This window comes from Thiomicrorhabdus sp. (assembly GCF_963662555.1).
Lineage (GTDB): Bacteria > Pseudomonadota > Gammaproteobacteria > Thiomicrospirales > Thiomicrospiraceae > Thiomicrorhabdus.
This window is the reverse complement of record NZ_OY759719.1, coordinates 1,660,838-1,678,342: the sequence shown is the minus strand read 5'-3', so window position 1 is coordinate 1,678,342 and position 17,505 is coordinate 1,660,838. Positions and strand designations below refer to the sequence as shown.

Annotated in this window: 15 protein-coding genes; 7 read left to right on the top strand and 8 right to left on the bottom strand. The window is 36.0% G+C overall.

Annotated elements, in window-relative coordinates; translation table 11 throughout:
• Position 1: 1 nt before the first annotated feature.
• The 3 genes from yjgA to ACORJQ_RS07360 form a co-directional block, all read right to left on the bottom strand.
• On the bottom strand, positions 2 to 547 hold the full coding sequence (yjgA, locus tag ACORJQ_RS07370; RefSeq protein ID WP_321323298.1) for a ribosome biogenesis factor YjgA: 546 nt from the start codon (positions 545 to 547) through the stop codon (positions 2 to 4).
• Positions 540 to 2,567, bottom strand: coding sequence for an NAD-dependent DNA ligase LigA (gene ligA, locus ACORJQ_RS07365; protein WP_321323296.1), 2,028 nt, complete (start codon positions 2,565 to 2,567; stop codon positions 540 to 542). The genes yjgA and ligA overlap by 8 nt, the downstream gene beginning before the upstream one ends.
• A gap of 105 nt (positions 2,568 to 2,672) precedes the next feature.
• Positions 2,673 to 3,809 carry a cell division protein ZipA C-terminal FtsZ-binding domain-containing protein gene (locus ACORJQ_RS07360; protein ID WP_321323295.1) on the bottom strand — a complete coding sequence of 379 codons (1,137 nt, stop codon included), beginning with the start codon at positions 3,807 to 3,809 and terminating at the stop codon, positions 2,673 to 2,675.
• Positions 3,810 to 4,188: 379 nt separating this feature from the next.
• On the opposite strand from ACORJQ_RS07360, the gene ACORJQ_RS07355 reads away from it, so the two are divergent.
• The gene (locus ACORJQ_RS07355) at positions 4,189 to 5,619 is read left to right on the top strand and encodes an FGGY-family carbohydrate kinase (RefSeq protein WP_321323293.1); all 1,431 of its coding nucleotides are present in this window, start codon (positions 4,189 to 4,191) and stop codon (positions 5,617 to 5,619) included.
• 143 nt (positions 5,620 to 5,762) lie between these two features.
• Entirely contained in the window at positions 5,763 to 6,113 is a 351-nt protein-coding gene (locus tag ACORJQ_RS07350; protein WP_321323291.1) for a HopJ type III effector protein, read from the top strand.
• Positions 6,114 to 6,267: 154 nt separating this feature from the next.
• Here ACORJQ_RS07350 and ACORJQ_RS07345 read toward each other — a convergent pair whose 3' ends face one another.
• Entirely contained in the window at positions 6,268 to 7,032 is a 765-nt protein-coding gene (locus ACORJQ_RS07345) for an HAD family hydrolase (RefSeq protein ID WP_321323289.1), read from the bottom strand.
• Positions 7,033 to 7,417: 385 nt separating this feature from the next.
• Between ACORJQ_RS07345 and dksA the strand changes: the two genes are divergently transcribed.
• From dksA to ACORJQ_RS07325, 4 genes are all read left to right on the top strand, one after another.
• Positions 7,418 to 7,843 (top strand): RNA polymerase-binding protein DksA, encoded by a 426-nt coding sequence (dksA, locus tag ACORJQ_RS07340; RefSeq protein ID WP_321323287.1) that lies wholly within the window; start codon positions 7,418 to 7,420, stop codon positions 7,841 to 7,843.
• A 162-nt stretch (positions 7,844 to 8,005) separates the two neighbouring features.
• Positions 8,006 to 9,619 (top strand): bifunctional aminoglycoside phosphotransferase/ATP-binding protein, encoded by a 1,614-nt coding sequence (locus ACORJQ_RS07335; RefSeq protein WP_321323285.1) that lies wholly within the window; start codon positions 8,006 to 8,008, stop codon positions 9,617 to 9,619.
• A gap of 82 nt (positions 9,620 to 9,701) precedes the next feature.
• Complete coding sequence (locus ACORJQ_RS07330; protein ID WP_321323283.1) at positions 9,702 to 10,355, top strand: hypothetical protein; 654 nt, start codon at positions 9,702 to 9,704, stop codon at positions 10,353 to 10,355.
• A gap of 40 nt (positions 10,356 to 10,395) precedes the next feature.
• Complete coding sequence (locus ACORJQ_RS07325; protein WP_321323282.1) at positions 10,396 to 10,710, top strand: hypothetical protein; 315 nt, start codon at positions 10,396 to 10,398, stop codon at positions 10,708 to 10,710.
• A gap of 59 nt (positions 10,711 to 10,769) precedes the next feature.
• Here the strand turns inward: ACORJQ_RS07325 and ACORJQ_RS07320 are convergent, their stop codons facing one another.
• Complete coding sequence (locus ACORJQ_RS07320; protein ID WP_321323280.1) at positions 10,770 to 11,405, bottom strand: YqiA/YcfP family alpha/beta fold hydrolase; 636 nt, start codon at positions 11,403 to 11,405, stop codon at positions 10,770 to 10,772.
• Between the two features lie 17 nt (positions 11,406 to 11,422).
• Here ACORJQ_RS07320 and ACORJQ_RS07315 point away from each other — a divergent pair, with 17 nt between their 5' ends.
• The gene (locus tag ACORJQ_RS07315) at positions 11,423 to 13,177 is read left to right on the top strand and encodes a single-stranded-DNA-specific exonuclease RecJ (RefSeq protein WP_321323278.1); all 1,755 of its coding nucleotides are present in this window, start codon (positions 11,423 to 11,425) and stop codon (positions 13,175 to 13,177) included.
• A gap of 127 nt (positions 13,178 to 13,304) precedes the next feature.
• Here ACORJQ_RS07315 and thrC read toward each other — a convergent pair whose 3' ends face one another.
• The 3 genes from thrC to ACORJQ_RS07300 form a co-directional block, all read right to left on the bottom strand.
• Complete coding sequence (thrC, locus tag ACORJQ_RS07310; protein WP_321323276.1) at positions 13,305 to 14,780, bottom strand: threonine synthase; 1,476 nt, start codon at positions 14,778 to 14,780, stop codon at positions 13,305 to 13,307.
• A 218-nt stretch (positions 14,781 to 14,998) separates the two neighbouring features.
• Positions 14,999 to 16,042 (bottom strand): hypothetical protein, encoded by a 1,044-nt coding sequence (locus ACORJQ_RS07305; protein ID WP_321323274.1) that lies wholly within the window; start codon positions 16,040 to 16,042, stop codon positions 14,999 to 15,001.
• 92 nt (positions 16,043 to 16,134) lie between these two features.
• Positions 16,135 to 17,445, bottom strand: a complete 1,311-nt coding sequence (locus ACORJQ_RS07300) for a homoserine dehydrogenase (protein ID WP_321323272.1) — start codon at positions 17,443 to 17,445, stop codon at positions 16,135 to 16,137.
• Between the last annotated feature and the right edge of the window lie 60 nt (positions 17,446 to 17,505).

Sequence of the window (17,505 nt, the reverse complement as noted above, 5' to 3'; positions counted from 1 at the left end):
CTTACCAATCTAGTCCTTTTAGATATTTAAATATTTCTCTAGAAGATTTAGGTGGTTTAGAATCTTTTTGCTCTTTTTGAGCATTACGAATCCACTGTCTTAGCGACTGTCTATCTGCTTGTGGGTAAAACTCCAAAAACTCAACTAAAGCAGCATCACCTTCTTCAACCAATCGATCGCGCCATTTTTCTAACTTATGAAAATGGGCATTTTGCTGTTTTTTCTTAACTTCTATTTCAGCCAATTTTTCTTTAATTTCAATAAGCAATTGCTCATCTTGTCTAAGGTATTTACCAATATAAAGTTTTTGACGTTTTAACGCAGGACCACGATCCATTCTTTTTAATAATAAAATCGCATCGGCTAAATCTTTAGGCAGTTGTAATTTTTTAATTTCTGTTTCTGTCATTTCTGACAACTGCTCACCTAAATCGGTCACGGCTTGAGCCGCTTTTTTAATATCTGTGCGACTTTCAAACTCTTCTTGCTCCCAATCAGGAACCTCTTTTTTAAGCTTTACTCGGTTTACGTTACGTGGTCTAACCATTTGTTTCTCCCATCATGGCAATCCATTCTGCCTCAGTTAATACAGAAATGCCAAGAGCTTCTGCTTTGGTTAATTTTGAACCTGCTTTTTCACCCGCTATAACATAGTCAGTTTTGGCTGATACGCTGCCAGTTACCTTAGCACCTAATTGTTCAAGTTTTTGTTTTGCTTCTGTTCGTGACATTTGTAATAAAGTTCCTGTTAAAACAACCACTTTATCTGCAAATATAGAACTACTATCAACGGTTTTTTGCTCTGGTTTTCTCCAGTGAACCCCTGCACTAATCAAAGCGTTCATAACTTCTTGGTTATGTGGTTGTGCAAAAAACGTCACTATATGTTGAGCGACAATTTCACCAACATCATCTACCTCTAGTAACTGCTCTTTAGTTGCCGCTTCAAGCATTTCAAGCGAGAGAAAATGGTTTGCTAAATTTTTAGCCGTTACTTCTCCTACCTCAGGAATGCCTAATGAAAAAACAAAACGGGCCAATGTAGTCTGTTTGGATTTTTCAATCGCATCAATCACTTTTTGTGCAGACTTAGTTGCCATACGTTCAAGGTTGGCAAGGGTGTCAACATCCAACCTATAAAAGTCGTCTGGATGCTTTACCAGGCCTGTATCAGCAAGCTGAACAATGAGTTTATCACCTAGCCCCACAATATCCATGGCTTTACGTGATACAAAGTGCTGTAAGGCTCTTTTACGTTGTGCGGGGCAAAACAACCCGCCAGTGCAGCGATAAACTGATTTATCAACCTCTTTAACTACCTCAGAATCACACACTGGACAGGTTTTAGGCATAATAAATTTAACAACATTCTCTGTGCGTTGCGACAGCACTGGCCCAACCACTTCAGGAATAACATCACCGGCACGGCGAACAATCACCTTATCACCGATTCTTACATCCTTGCGATCAATCTCATCTTGGTTATGCAACGTCGCATTAGAGACAATAACGCCACCAACCGCAACAGGCTCAAGCCGTGCAACTGGTGTTAAGGCACCCGTTCTACCAACTTGGATATCAATACCTAATAGATCTGTCCAAACTTCTTCCGCAGGAAACTTTCTAGCTATTGCCCAACGAGGTGCTTTTGCGGTAAAACCGAGTGTTTTATGGGTGTTAAGCTGGTTAACCTTATAGACAATTCCATCAATCTCATAGGCTAAATCAGCACGTTTCGACTGCATCTGATTGTAGTACTCAGACATACCCTCTGCACCATAAACAATTTGAGCATCTGGATTAATCGGTAAACCCCAACTTTTAAATGTCTGAATTGTTTGATCATAAGTTTCAGGTAAAGACCAATCATCACTAATTTGCCCCCAACCATACAAATACAAACTTAGCTTTCGTTGTGCCGCTATTTTTGGATCGAGTTGGCGTAAGGTTCCCGCAGCAGCATTTCGCGGATTAGCAAAAGGTTTTTCATCACGGCTAATGCAGTCCGCGTTAAGTGCGTTAAAGACTTTTTTAGACATAAAAACCTCACCCCTAACTTCAAGCACTTTTGGCCAATCTGTTCCAAAAAGCTTAAGGGGCACCGACTGTAAGGTACGGATATTATGGGTAACGTCTTCACCCACTACACCATCGCCACGCGTGGTAGCTTGTTTGAGCTTGCCATCTTCATAACGAATATTAATCGCTAATCCATCCATTTTTGGTTCGGCAGAAAACTCAATCTCGTCTTCAGTCTTTAAACGCTCTTTAACGCGTCGATGAAAATCAATTAAGTCTTCTTGATTAAAAGCGTTGTCTAATGAAAACATCGGAACTGCGTGCGTAACCGATTCAAAATGAGAAAGCGGCGCATCACCGACTCTTTGAGAGGGAGAATCGTCCGTGATCCAATCAGGATTAGCCTTTTCAATAGCAATTAATTGCTGATAGAGCTCGTCATATTGAGCATCACTCACCAAAGGATTATCTAACACATAATAAGCATAATTTAACTCGCTAATACGTTGTTTTAAATCATTAAGTTCTGTTTGAGTGAATTGAGACATGAGTAGCTTTTAGGTTATTGGTGATACGAGAAGATAGGTATGAAAAATTCATAACAATAAAAAACAATACCTCTGAATATCGTTTTTTATTGTTAAAAAAATCTTTTATGCAATAGGTTCAGATTCATAATCTAAGGCGGCATCTCGCATAGACTGAAGATCTGACTCTTTAATTAATTGACGTTCAACATTGTACAGACGACCACGTAAACGCTGAGACACTTTACGAGCCATAATAATTAAATCATGCATTGCCGCTGGAGCTCTTACAGTTGTTGGCAGTTCTAGAATCATTGCAACACCAGGCGTCGCGTAATTTTGTAAATCTTCAACAGGAAAAGTACCTGGCTCTAACATATTAGCCACCTTGATAAAGGCATTACCCATATTATCTTTTTTTACAAAAATACCTTGATCTGAATAGCTTAAACCCACACCCAATAAAGCCTGATTAACCTCTGTCATCGCAAATTCTTGAGCTGTTGTCATCACCAATAATACATATATTTCTGGTTCTTTATTGGTTGAAGACTTGTAAACTTTGGTTGTTTTATTTTCTTCTGGTATTCCAAATGACGGCTTAACAAAATCAGGAGCAACCATTGTCTCGTCAATTTCTCCGGTCATACCTGGATCATCAACGATTAAAACATGATGTTTTCGCTCTGAATTAGCCTGCTGCTCTTGATTAACAGAAACAGATTCTACCGAATTTTCTATATTCTGAGACTCATTTAGGTTGTTTGGGGTTGCTTCAACAGGTTGACTAGTTTGTGGCGGCAAATCAAACTCTTCACCAAATGAAAGCACACCTTGATTTTGGTTGTAATCATCAGATTGCTGTTCATTAGTCGATTGATTAGCTGATTGATTAACCATTTGCTGAGCATGACTGTTAGCAGATTGCTCAGATAATTCTGAACTAGAGAAATCTCTAACTTCAGTGATTCTTTTTTCAGTCGATTCTGATACAGGAATATGTGGTGTGCCTAAGTTATTAAGTGCTTCAGACGCCGACTCATCTGAGTCTTGTTCTTGTTGTGGAATCTGACCTAAAGAAGGTTCGTTATGATTTGATGACGTAGACGAGGCATTAGCCGTTTTATTTGAATGTATCGAAGACGATTCGGCCTTATTTTTGTGAGTTTTTTTCATTGTATTTTGACGACTTCTACTCAAAAAATACAATCCTGCAATGACAACAACAGCAAAGATTAATAGTACTTGTTGTAATTCATTCATTAAGTCAACTCCAAAAAATGCTATTTTAAGATTTGGATTTTGCAAGATTTGTACACTTAAAACAAATCAAGCTCTTCTCCACAACCTCTTACATAATTGAGAAATTTCTTTAAATATAAACAGCTTAACCAAAGCCTAACGCCTATTAAAGAAATCTTTCACTTTAAGTAAATTTAACGAGATATTTACTATAAAAAATTAATGCATAATTGTACCTTTTTTAATGACTTTTTGGGTAGTGAATTCAGATAAAAATCTGATTGCTTAGATGTAAGAATATTAAATCTTAATTAAATACCTCTCTTACAATCATTAAGTATTTTTATTTTTTCACGTCTTGAATCTTATAAAATACTTCGCTAAAAACGTAGGCTAAGCCGTGATTAAAGACAATAATCGATTAAAAAATAAAATTATTTTAGGTATTGATGTAGGCACTTCAGGCTTAAGGGCTTGTGTAGTTAAAAAAGAATTGTATGCTCATCAAACTGACCACAAGATTTTAATTGAATGCTCTGTAAAACTTGAGCCTGCTAAAAATAACGACTCTACAAGACAAGTCTTACAAGACCCTCTTCTTTGGCTTGATGCTTTAGATAACCTGCTTCTAGAATTAAAATCGAGGTTTGATTTACTTCAGATAACCCATTTAATTATTGATGCCACTTCCTCAACTGTTTTACTTAGTAATAACCTTGGAAAGCCATTAACAAAAGCCTTAATGTATAATGATAACCATGCAAAGCAACCCGCTTTGCAGATTGAAAAAGCCTACCAAAAATACCAAAAAACAATGAATCAGTCTGAAGCTCTTCAAGACTCTAGCCAAGTTGCTTTGGGTGCTTCAAGCACGCTAGCTAAGGTACTTAGTTTATTAGAAAGCAATCAGCAGGCGACCAATCCAATCATCTGTCATCAAGCTGATTTTATAAATACTTATTTATGCGGGGCACTCAATATAACCGATGAAAATAATGCGCTAAAGTTAGGTTATGACTTAATCAATGAGGCCTGGCCAGTTTGGGTTACTGAATTACTTGCTAAATATTCCCCAACCTGCGAACTACCTATGGTTGTTAAACCTGGTAGTTACCTTGGAGAGATAACTCCTCAAATTTCCTCTAAATATGGCTTTAACTCCAAACTAAGAGTTATGGCTGGCACAACGGATAGTATTGCTGGATTTTTGGCCTCAGGAGCCAATCAACTTGGTGATACCGTTACTTCTTTAGGCTCAACCATTGCCATTAAGGCTCTTTCAGAAAAGCCAATTTATAATGCTAAATATGGACTATATAGCCATAGACTAAATAATTTTTGGTTGGTTGGTGGTGCTTCTAATGCGGGTGGGCAGGTATTGTTAAATTACTATTCACTTGATCAATTGAAATGGTTAAATAATCAAATCACTGAAGCGGATATAAACACTTTTTTAAAAAGTGAACCAGAAAACTATTACCCACTAAGCTCTGTTGGTGAACGTTTTCCAATATCAAACTCTCAATTAAAGCCCAAACTTCCTGACCTACCCATTTGTAATTCCGATGAAATAACGTTATCTTCTGAATGTCTTAAAAACCATAAGCATTTTTTATTAAAGCTACTGTACGGATTAACGTTAATAGAAAAACAGAGCTATCAACGACTCTCTGAAATGGGCTGCGAACATATTAAAGACATTTATTCAGTTGGCGGAGGCACGCAAAGCAAGATTTGGATGGCGTTACGTCAACAGCAAATAAAATCTGTTCAATTTCGCTCAGCAAAGCAATTACAAGCCGCTTTTGGAGTGACTAGACTTATTTCTTAAATCGACTTTATCGTCAACCATCTTCAAATACAAACCATAAAAAAGATAAAATATTTTCATCAAAAAGGCACCAAAAGATAAATGTTTGGTGTATCTTTTACTTTCTAAAAACTCGGTTATTTCATACTTTATAGGAGAATAAAATGAGTGATATTACACCAAAGTCATTAGTAGAAAAATTGAATAAAAACCCTGTTGAATTCAGCACTGTAATCAGTGTAATTGATGCTTATTATGACTTTACGCCAACTCAGTTTACAAACGGTAACTTATTAAATGAGGCTAATAGCAATAATGGCTCATGCAAAGTGTTCTCTTTTGCAATTGAACACAGCCTATCAAAACAAGCAACGTTAAATGCTTTTGGTGATTACTATATGATTGATGTTTTGCAACATCCTGAAAACGACGACCATCAAAATATTAGAAACTTTATTGAGTTTGGTTGGGAAAAAATTAAATTTGAAGGGCGTGCTTTAACTTTAAAAAAATAAAATTAAATTAAATCAAACACTTTTTAAATAGTTTTACCAGGCCTGGTAAAATAAAAAAACCGTATTTTAAATTACATAAAATACGGTTTTTTTATTAAAAATTTTAATTGAATAATGCTAAACAGCTCTAAATATGGACTATTTATCTAGACCATTAATTTGCAGCATGGATTTTTTTAACCAATTCTAAGTCTAAATAGTCTTTACCATGAGCATCACCACTTAGAACGGTAAAAGGATTCGTATTATCTCCCATTTGGTCTAAGACTAATACCGCATCACTAAAATCATCTTCTTTGGTGTAATCATTAATCGTTACGATAGTTTTTAAATCTGCAGCAACAGATGACAAAATACCATTGCGAGAATCTTCAAATGCAATTGCTTGGTCTGGCGTTAAGCTCATCTGCTCTAAAGCCCAAATATAGATATCTGGAGCAGGCTTTTTAGCTGGCACGATATCTCCTGCGGCAATTACTTCAAACCAACTTTCAGAACCTTTGCCCAAAGTATTATCTAAAAGAGCAGTAACGTTTTCTGGTGTTGTTGTTGTAACAACAGCCATACGCATACCCGACTCTTTAGCTTCATTAATAAGAGCTTCAACGCCTGGGCGCAAAGGAATCTTACCTTCCGCCATTAATTGCGTATAAAACTTAGTTTTAGCTGCATGTAGCCCTTTAACAAAGTCATCAAAATTATCTGGCTTAACAAAATCCGTATTGAATTTTTCTAAGTAAAAACGAATACGCTCTTTACCACCAGTTACCGCTAAAAGCTTTCCATATAGATCAACATCCCAATTCCAATCCAAGCCAGCTTCTTCAAAAGCCATGTTAAATGCAGGACGATGCCCGTCTTTTTCTGTATCAGCAAGTGTACCGTCAACATCAAATAAAAGTGCTTGTAATTCAGCCATGGAAAACTCTCTTTTAATAATTTACAAATTGATTTATCTCTAAGGGTACTAAGTTTCTTTGCTAATTATTCTTTTGATTTCACTTTTATAAAAAAGATACAAAAACAAAAATTTAATTAAAAATCTTGTACAACTTATTCAATAATTTAATAACTGAAAAAGATTTTGCTTGAATCACGTGATAATATCAAGTGAAAAGGTTTTTAAACTGTTTATGATTAACCTAACTAACTTTTATACATGCTTAAGCATCATTTCCTATCAATTCATTAACAAAATTTGCTTGTTGAAAGGAAACAAAACTGATATAAAACACGGTTAAATGAAACCGTATCTTGCTACAAAGCTCAAACAACATAAAAAATACGGTGTTTTGGAGAGAAAAATGGAAAATATCGACTTTATTGAAAACTACCCAATGTATAAGCCAAAAAAAGGCGAAGAATACATGAGCCCTGAAATGCTTCAGCACTTTAAAGGCAAGCTATTAGCATGGAAAATGCAACTTATTGAAGAAGCTAATAGTACCGTTTCTCATCTAAAAAAAGATTCTGATACACCAGCAGATCCAAATGATCGTGCCTCTCAAGAAGAAGAGTTTGCTCTTGAACTGCGTACTCGTGATCGTGAAAGAAAGTTAATTTCCAAAATTGATAAATCATTACGTGATATTGAATCTGGCGAATACGGTTATTGCAAAATGAGTGGTGAAGAGATTGGACTAGCAAGAATGGAAGCTCGCCCTACTGCTGATTTAACGGTTGAAATGAAACGCAAGCAAGAAATTCGTGAAAAACAAGGTGTTGCCTAGTTTTCTTAAGATTGATTTAGTTTGTTAAATTCTTAAAAATTTAACTACAAAATCAACAAGACGCTTGAAATAAAGCCAATACAAATACAGTTTATGTTGTTTTATTGGCTTTTTTACATTGTATTCCCCTGCTTTTCTCCAACCGAAACAGAGTTCATTATATTGAATACTGCTGAACTAATAGACGCACTTCTCACCCCGGATACCTATCCTCACCCAGTTGAAGTCATCACGACGATAGAAACCCATATCTCAATCGTGTTTTTAACGGGACAATTCGCGTATAAACTCAAAAAACCTGTAGATTTTGGTTTTTTGGATTTCTCTACTCTGCAAAAAAGAAAGCAATATTGCTTTTTAGAAGTTGAATTAAACCAGAGAACGGCTCCTGATTTATATATTGGCGTAAATCAAATCAGTTTAAAAAACCATAAACTGCAAATATGTGATGCTGGACAAGATACAACGATATCTACAAAAACAGATAATGATGTTATTGATTACTTAGTCAAAATGCGTCAGTTTGATCCCAATATGGTTCTAGGACGATTACTTAAACAAGGTGTTTTAAATGCCAAAATGATAGAAGACCTAACAAACCAAATTGTTGAGTTTCATTGCAATGCAAAAAGTGTCAATCAGACCGAACCATACGGCAACCCTAAGATTCAATTGCAACCCATGTTGGATAATTTTCCGACATTACAAAAGCATTTTACAGATTCGCAAACTCAAACTGATTTAACAGATTTGTTAGATTGGACTCATCATAAATACAATCAAGTCAAAGAACAGCTTAGCCAGAGAAAAGCAGATGGATTTGTTAAGGCCTGCCATGGTGATTTGCATCTGGATAACATCACTTTAATAGATGACCATCCTGTACTTTTTGATGGCATTGAATTTAATGAGGCATTTCGTTGGATTGATACAATAAGTGATTTAGCATTCCTGCTAATTGACTTAGAATTTAAACAACAAAAGACAGCAAGCTACACTATTTTATCTTTATATTTAAGTAAAACTTTAGACTACAATGGGTTGAATTTATTAAACTTTTACCGAGTTTACCGCACTCTGGTTAGAGCTAAAATCACAACCTTAAGAGCACAGCAGCTACCCAGTAAAAGTATTCAACAAAACCAGGTAGAACTCACTGCAAAAAACTATATTCAGCAAGCATTAAATTACTCACAAACACCTAATCAGCCAAAATGCATTTTAATTAATGGAGTATCAGGTTCTGGCAAGAGCCATTTTGCTTATCAACTTCAGCAAGAGTTAAATGACTTTAATGCGATTGTGATTAATTCAGACCGCATACGTAAAACGTTATTTGGTTTAGCCGCTCATGATCGCCCTAATGAATTGCAAAAACAAAGTTTATATTCAACAGAAATGAATAAAAAAACCTATCAAGCGATGGCTGAAAATACAGCAATCTGTTTAAAAAATGGTTTTAATGTTATTTTAGATGCTACGTTCTTAAAACAAGAACACCGCCAAAGATTTTATGATTTAGCTCTAGACAATAATGCACAGAGCTATTTATTCTCAATCACAACCGAACTACAAACCTCTATAAATGCAATTCAATCTCGTCAACAATTAAACGATAACCCTTCTGATGCTGACATTGCCGTTATGCAAAAGCAAAGAGAAAACTATCAGCCAATTCATGCCAGTGAAAATGCCCTAATTCTCAAAAATGAAGACTTAAGAAAAGTTTTTCCTCTTCAAACTATTCAGAAATTCCTTAATCTGCCGATAACTTAGTTATAAATTATTATTCGTTTAAACTCAGCTTTCTTCATTAATTAAGTTGTTTTTACTAGCGATTTATTTGGATTTGCAGATAATGAAAAACCATTACACCCTAATTTTAAAAAAACAATTTTTGTTAAATCAAATTATCTTGTTTTTAAGTTTATGTTTTGTTTTGAGTGCTTCTCTACTCTTCTCCGTAAAAAGCTATGCCGAAACCGAACCTAATGGTTTAAATATAGAAAAGACTAAACCTCTTAAAGATACAAAGTTTTTAGGATTAAAACTCATTGATGCTGATCTTAATAAAGTAAGGGAGCAACTATGGGATATAGGTGGATTTTTACAGGCCCAAACGACTGTAAGACAGCGTAACATTGATAAATTCTATCCTTGGACGATTTTACGAGACAGTTACTATATTACTTTTAGATATAACCATGCAGGGAAAGTCACTTCAGTAAAAAGACTCTATCGCCCTTATTCTTTAGAAGTGAATAACAAGACAAGTGCCATTCAAACTCAGGATATCGCAATGAGTTTGATAACAGAATTAGGTAAGCCAACTTATATCAAACGCAAAAACTCTGGCGGTGGGCTCTCATATTTAAGTTATACCTGGCAAGATGAGGATATGAGCATTGTCATTGATCGCGAAGGCAGTGAAAGATTGGGGAATATTTTTATAAAATACACCATAAAAACCAATGATCCTTATGAAGTAAATAAAGATAATAAGTCAGTTTAATATTGTCGTATCAGGTTAATAATTTTTAGGAATGTTAGAAATGCAAATTTCCCCATTAAATACATCGCTAATTGCTAGCAATGCCCTGACACAAGGGGCAAACAAAATTAATACTATTAGCCAATCAATAAACCATTCACTTGTTGAACAAAATCAAACAATTAAAAGCACAACCAGTTACCCAGAACCCAATTACAGTGCCTTAAACAACAGTCATTTAAACAATAATTCTCTTGAAACGAATTTAATTGGATTAACGGGAACTAAAAATCAAATGCTGGCCTTAATGAAAGTACTTGAAGTGCAAAATAACGTTGATCAATCACTAGGTAAAGTTTTTGATAGCTGGAGTTAGAGGATTAAATCTGAATCATTTAACCATCACAACATAACAACCACAATATAACTACCGCATTAAGGTAAACTCTTCACAAATTCTTTTATCTTTAACCAAGCATCATCCATATGAATAAAGCGATGATCTCCGCCAGAATATACGACAATCTTAGATAAACTTCCTTGATTTTGTTCTATTTTTTTATAGCGTTGAATTGCAAAATCTACATCAATTACTTCGTCATCAATATCAATTAATAACAGGCCTGGTAAATTTGGATTTAATGATTCAATATCATATTTTTGTATATCCTGAATATAAGCGTTATCAATACAAACATGCTCACCTGTTGAAGGATTAATATGCTCACCTTGGTTTTGTATAAACAACGGTACAGGATTAAGAGCAGGGTTAATCATGACATAAGGCAGCTGATATTTATCAGCAAAATATTGGGCGTAATAACCTCCCATAGATGAACCCAGGAGTATGATTTTGGCTAGCTTATCTTTATGCTGAATAATGATTTTCTCAATGGCATTAATGCTTTCTGCTACCGATTTTATTGGGTAAGTCACGGTAATGAATTTTGAAAAAACAACTTCTGAGCTTTGTTGTTGCTCTAAACGTACTTGATTCACTAACCATTGCCCTTTTTCACTCTTTCCGCTACTTAAAAAACCGTGTAGATAGACACCAATACAATTGTGCATTCTGTTAAAATCCTTTTATGATTAAACACCCAAAAATTGTCCAACGAACCCCTTCTGATCCAGTCTTCTCTGTTGCTAAATCTTTAGGGTTATCTGACTTTCAAGCCAAATTGGTCGCAAATAGAACTGACCAAACTGAACAGTTAGATGAAATTATTTTTCCAAAATTAAAACACATACAACACCCTTCTGCTCTAAAAAATATTGATCTTGCAGCTGAGATTATTGTTAAAGCGATTCAATCCGATGGCTTAATTGTATTAGCAACAGATTACGACACTGATGGAGTAACTTCTGCTTGGGTTGCCACTACCGCGCTCTGTGACTACTTTGGATTACCAAAATCACGCATAAAGCATGTAATTGGTGATCGTAAAACAGGCTACGGCATAACTGAAGATGTGGTTAAACGAATCTTAGCAATTAAAGAACCTGTTGCCTTGGTCATCTCCGCTGACCAAGGATCAAGTGACGAAGCCAGAATTGCCACACTTAAATCACATGGTATTGAAGTTTGTGTAACAGATCATCATCAAATTCCACAAGACGGTGTGCCTAAAAGTGCCATCTGCACGGTAAATCCTCAACAAGAAGGCTGTAATTACGATAAAACGGTTGCTGGCTGTTTTGTAATTTTTTTAGTGATGACTCAGGTCAGACAGGCACTTATTCAAAAAAATCTAATTGATAAAAACAGCCCGTCTTTAAAGTACCTGGCTTTAAATATTGCATTAGGTACTGTAGCCGATAGCGTAAGCCTTAAAAGCCCTAATAATCGTGCTATTGTGCATGCGGGACTGCAGCTTATTAACCTTTTCCAATCACCTGCCTGGCAGGCTCTAAAAGAATTAAATGACAATCAAGGCTTACCATTTGATGCAGAATTTTTAGGTTTTCAGGTTGCTACCAGAATTAATGCCGCTAGCCGAGTGAGCGATGTTACAACGGCATTTAACTTTTTAACGGCTCCAAATGTTGAACTAGCTAGCCATTTTTTACAGCAATTGGATACAGACAATCAAAACCGACGAGCCCAGCAAGAAGTTATGCTGCAACAAGCTCAGCAACAAGCCAAAAATAAGTACCGTGATGATACCTACTCTATGACACTTAAATTGTCTGGAAATGCCGGAATACAAGGCATTATTGCCTCTCGTATCGGTGAACTTTATGGTGTACCAACCGTGGCAATGACAGATCTTGAAGATGGAACTTTAGCAGGCAGTGCACGTGGCGTTGTTCCCGATATTGATTTACGTAAAGCATTTCAATGGATGGCTGATCAAAAAGAGGGATTATTTCTCTCAATGGGTGGGCATAAAGGTGCCGCTGGCTGCATGATTGAAATAGATAGCTACCCAGAATTTAGTGAGTTATTTGAACAAGCGGTAAAAATTCAATTGGGTGATAATGCACCTGTACCCATTATTGAAACCGATGGTGAACTAGAAGATTGGCAACTTACTCCAACACTTATTGAAGAAATAAATGCACTTGAACCATTTGGAAGAGAATGGCCTAAGCCTATGTTTTTTGGAGAATTTACGATTGTACAAGTGCGTGAGGTTGGGCAAACCAAAACCCATTTATCTTGTAAGTTAAAAACGAAAACAGGAGCTATGTTTCAGGCTATTTATTTTAATGCTAAACAGTCTTCAGAAGAACCTACTCCATTTATTGTCGGCGATAAAGTGCAGTGCAGTTATCAACCAAGCTTAAATAATTTTGCAGGCAGAACATCTCTTCAATTACGCATTCAATCAATGCAGTAATAATTAGTTATCAATAACTTCAATTACAAATAATATATTAATTTCAAGATGTTAATATCAATTTACCAGGCCTGGTAAATTGATATTTAAAGAGACAAGACAGTTTAGACAGAGGTTACTAACGAGATTAACTCAAAAAACTTAAAATCTCAGACTCAATAGCGGTTTTATCAATAACCGTAGGTTGAGCGATCGGTTTATCAAAAAGCTCAGCAATCTGTGCTGGCATTTTAACATTGGCTTTTTCAGCAATCATTTTTAGAGCATCGATGTCTTTATCAAACTTTTCACCTGTTAATGCAAAGGCAATAATCGGAGAAAACTTAGTCCACTCAGCCGTTGCATAGGCAATCGTTTTAATACTCTTATCTTTACGGCAAGTATCATAAGCTTTAAAACAGGTTGCGGTATGAGGACACATTAAATAACCAACAGAAAACGCTTGTTTAATGTAATCAAGCCCTTCTTCATCGGTACAAAAATCTGCCGCAAAAATCTCCTGCACCTTAGCTAATTCATCTGCATTAATCTTGTAGAACTTATCGCTATCTAATTGAAGCATAAGCTCTTTAGTACGTTCTGCACCTAATAAATCAAATAAAATGCGTTCAATATTTGAAGACTTAAGAATATCCATAGCCGGTGATGTAGTCGGAATCACAGACACATCACGTAGGTCATATTCACCGGTTGTAATAAACTTAGTTAAAACATTATTATTGTTTGAAGCAATATGAATTTGCTCAACAGGCAAACCCATTTTATAAGCGTAATAGCCACCTAATGCATTACCAAAGTTTCCGCTTGGAACGTTTAGGTAAACCTTATCACCCAGGTTAATAGCACCTTGACGAACAAGCTCTAAGTAACTATAAACGTGATAAATGGTTTGAAAAATAATGCGCCCAAAGTTTACTGAGTTTGCCGCTGATAAAGAGATATTGTGCTCTTTTAATGAAGCTGCAAAGGCATCAGAAGTTAACAACATTTTTAATGCCGATTGAGCATCATCAAAATCACCATGAATACCTATAACCTTAAGGTTAGATGCATCTTCAGTTACCATTTGCAAACGCTGAACGTCTGAGGTTCCACCATCGGGATACATACAGGCAACTTGAACATTGTTACGGTTTTTAAATGTCTCTAATGCTGCAGGCCCAGTATCGCCACTGGTTGCAGCTAAAATTAAATATTTTTCATTACGCTGTTCTGCCACGGCAGACAATACTGAACCAAAAGGTTGAAGTGCCATATCTTTAAAAGCACGTGTTGGTCCGTGAAATAGCTCGCTGACATATAAATCGTCATACACTTTTTCAACCGGCACAGGATTGCTTGGATCGTCAAATTTATCATATAAACTCAAAGCTTCATCAATCACCGCTTCATCAATATCGACTTCAAACATCGCTAAAATATCTTTAGCCAATTTTTTGTAACCAGAATCAATATGTGACTGTATAAAATCTAAATCAAATGATGGCAAGCTTTCTGGTGAATAGATGCCGCCAAATGAAGACATTGGGCTTAAGATTGCCTGGGCAAACGTAATTGAAGTCGGTCTTTGGCCATCATTGCCACGGGTTTCAATAAATTTCATAACAAACCTATTTATATGGATTCTAAATAATTTAATTAGCCGGAATTATACTCGAAATTTACTCTGTTTTTCCCACTCTATTTTGTAAAAGAGTATGAGAGCTTTGCACGAGATCATAAACGAGCAAAAATGGCTAAAAAATCATTTCATTCAAATTAATTCACTGACTTTGGGGAAACTCTATTTGGATCAGTGGTGCCAGTGGTTCCAGTGGTTCCTTAGGATAGTTTTTTCTTAAAACGCCAAAAACGTTTTAAATGGCTTGGTTTTAGGTGTACTCGGCTTTCTTGACCAAGATCCAACAATAATGAATCAATACTTCCCTCTTTTAATGCTTGCACTAAAGGAGCAAACCATTGTGTTTCCAATTGCTCAAGCAATTCAATCCACTCAGACATCTGCAAATATTCTAAATTTTCTGCAACCTGATCTAAATGAACTAAATGTTTTGTGATTGATTGAGCTTTATCTTCTAGAGGTTCAAGCTGATTTAGCCAGGCCTGGTAATTTGGAACAAAACCCATAGCTTGAGCTTGAGTTAATTTAGCCATACCTTGTAAGTAAGGTTCGTCTGACCAAATTGCCGCATCTTGCCTTATATTTAATTTAGAAAAATCAATTTTACCTTCACCCCAAACCCAAACACTGTTGATTTCAGGTAAACCCTGCTCTCTTCTGGCCTCATTAACAGGGTGAGTATAAAACAACATTTGTGTTTCATTTAATAGCTGTCGCCAATACTGTGCCGCATTACCAGTTGGGTAATATGGATTAACCGATTGATAAGATACCTTTTCTAACTCAGTGGTATGCAAATCAACCGCTTGAACAATCGATAAATACCAGTGATGTGTATTTGCCCAAACAAGTTGCACACCATCTTCGGCAAAATGCTCATTAAAAGCAGTTAAAAGCTGTTTGGACTCATCTTCAGTTATTTGCAAGCTCTTACCAGGTATTAATACCAAGGTATCTCTATCAGGAATCATCTGCACAGGATCAACACTAATCCAAAAATGAGAAGCATCAAAACTGTTTAATTCTATTGATGCCTGAGTAGCCGCTATAGGCAAACACTCAGTTTGATGAAATAGATAACTTGCTTGCTGGTGAAAGCTTTGGGGTTTAGATTGAAAAAAATCACCTTTCGCCAATAAAGTTTGCAGGCCTGGTAACGATATTTTTTCAAGTGCCTCTTGTGCTTCTTTTACTCTCAAACTATTCAGTAAATTCGGAGCCCATAGGGTTAGAGCTTGTGCCAATGGTTTTCTCCTTTATTGTGCAATAAAAAAGCCGGGCAAGCCCGACTTTTAAAACATAGATTCATACAAACAAATATCTATTAACCAGTTGATTAATCTAAGGTTTCTACTCTTATTCTCTGAATTTCACCAGCAATATCATCTGATGCCGCTAAAGCAGATAAGGCTTTATTCATTATGGCTTCTTTAACCGTATTAGTGATAATAACTAAGGTTGCATCTTCAGGTTTTTCAGCCGATGGTTCTTGTAACATCTGTTCAATACTTATATCAAACTCTGCAAAAATAGAACTAACTCGAGCTAAAACACCTGAATGATCTTTAGCAAAACAACGAATGTAATATGAGGTCGTTATTTCATCAATAGAAACCACAGGAGCAGATTCAAGCTGTTCAGAAATAAACCCTAAAGCAGGTACTTGATCTTGTTGTGGCTGATCTTGCCAACGAATAATATCAATAATATCAGCAACCACTGAGCTAGCTGTTGGGCCAGCTCCCGCACCTGGACCATAATACATAGTAGGTCCAACATGATTACCTTTTGCCATTACCGCATTCATTACGCCATTTACATTAGCAATCAATACTTCTTTTGGAACTAAAGTTGGGTGAACACGTAAAGAAAAACCATTATCAGCTCTACTTGCCACACCTAAATGTTTAATTTCATAACCTAACTGTTGAGCAAAACGAATATCATCAGCAGAAATCTTGCTAATCCCTTCTGTATAGACTTTATTAAACTGTAACTCTATACCAAATGCGATAGACGCTAAGATAGTTAACTTATGAGCGGCATCAATACCTTCAACATCAAAAGTAGGATCTGCTTCTGCATAACCAAGTTCTTGAGCCACTTTTAATACCTTGGCAAAATCCGCTCCTGGTTTTTTCATCTCAGTGAGAATGTAATTACCAGTACCATTAATAATACCAGCGACCCACTCAATTTTATTAGCTGCCAAACCTTCACGAACAGCTTTAATAACAGGGATTCCACCTGCAACAGCCGCTTCATAGCTCACAATCACATTGTGCTCTTTTGCTAATGCAAAAATAGCATTGCCGTGTTCGGCAATCAGTGCTTTGTTTGCTGTCACAATGTGTTTACCATTTTTAATGGCTGTTTCAAGTAAGGTTTTTGCCAGGCCTGTTCCACCCATTAATTCAACTACAATATCCACATCAGGATGATTAACAACGTCTTCTGTGTTGTCAGTCATAATAATGCCGGTTGTATCAACAGGACGAGAGCGATTTAAATCACGTACGGCAATAATCGTTACTTCAATTTTTTGACCAAGGCGTCTTTCAATCTCAGGCATAGTGTTGGTTAAAATATCAACCGTTCCACCACCAACAGTACCTAATCCGAGCAACCCTACTTTAACAGTCTTCATTCTTTTTCTTTCCTAACGATTATTCTTTATGTGTAATCTTTTCATTAATTAATTGAGTTA

Bases quoted from the DNA above. Each gene is read 5' to 3' on its own strand.
- ACORJQ_RS07360 (WP_321323295.1), bottom strand. From the start codon at position 3,809: ATGAATGAATTACAACAAGTACTATTAATCTTTGCTGTTGTTGTCATT.
- ACORJQ_RS07350 (WP_321323291.1), top strand. From the start codon at position 5,763: ATGAGTGATATTACACCAAAGTCATTAGTAGAAAAATTGAATAAAAAC.
- ACORJQ_RS07325 (WP_321323282.1), top strand. From the start codon at position 10,396: ATGCAAATTTCCCCATTAAATACATCGCTAATTGCTAGCAATGCCCTG.
- ACORJQ_RS07315 (WP_321323278.1), top strand. From the start codon at position 11,423: ATGATTAAACACCCAAAAATTGTCCAACGAACCCCTTCTGATCCAGTC.
- ACORJQ_RS07320 (WP_321323280.1), bottom strand. From the start codon at position 11,405: ATGCACAATTGTATTGGTGTCTATCTACACGGTTTTTTAAGTAGCGGA.
- yjgA (WP_321323298.1), bottom strand. From the start codon at position 547: ATGGTTAGACCACGTAACGTAAACCGAGTAAAGCTTAAAAAAGAGGTT.
- ACORJQ_RS07300 (WP_321323272.1), bottom strand. From the start codon at position 17,445: ATGAAGACTGTTAAAGTAGGGTTGCTCGGATTAGGTACTGTTGGTGGT.
- thrC (WP_321323276.1), bottom strand. From the start codon at position 14,780: ATGAAATTTATTGAAACCCGTGGCAATGATGGCCAAAGACCGACTTCA.
- ACORJQ_RS07330 (WP_321323283.1), top strand. From the start codon at position 9,702: ATGAAAAACCATTACACCCTAATTTTAAAAAAACAATTTTTGTTAAAT.
- ligA (WP_321323296.1), bottom strand. From the start codon at position 2,567: ATGTCTCAATTCACTCAAACAGAACTTAATGATTTAAAACAACGTATT.
- ACORJQ_RS07345 (WP_321323289.1), bottom strand. From the start codon at position 7,032: ATGGCTGAATTACAAGCACTTTTATTTGATGTTGACGGTACACTTGCT.
- dksA (WP_321323287.1), top strand. From the start codon at position 7,418: ATGGAAAATATCGACTTTATTGAAAACTACCCAATGTATAAGCCAAAA.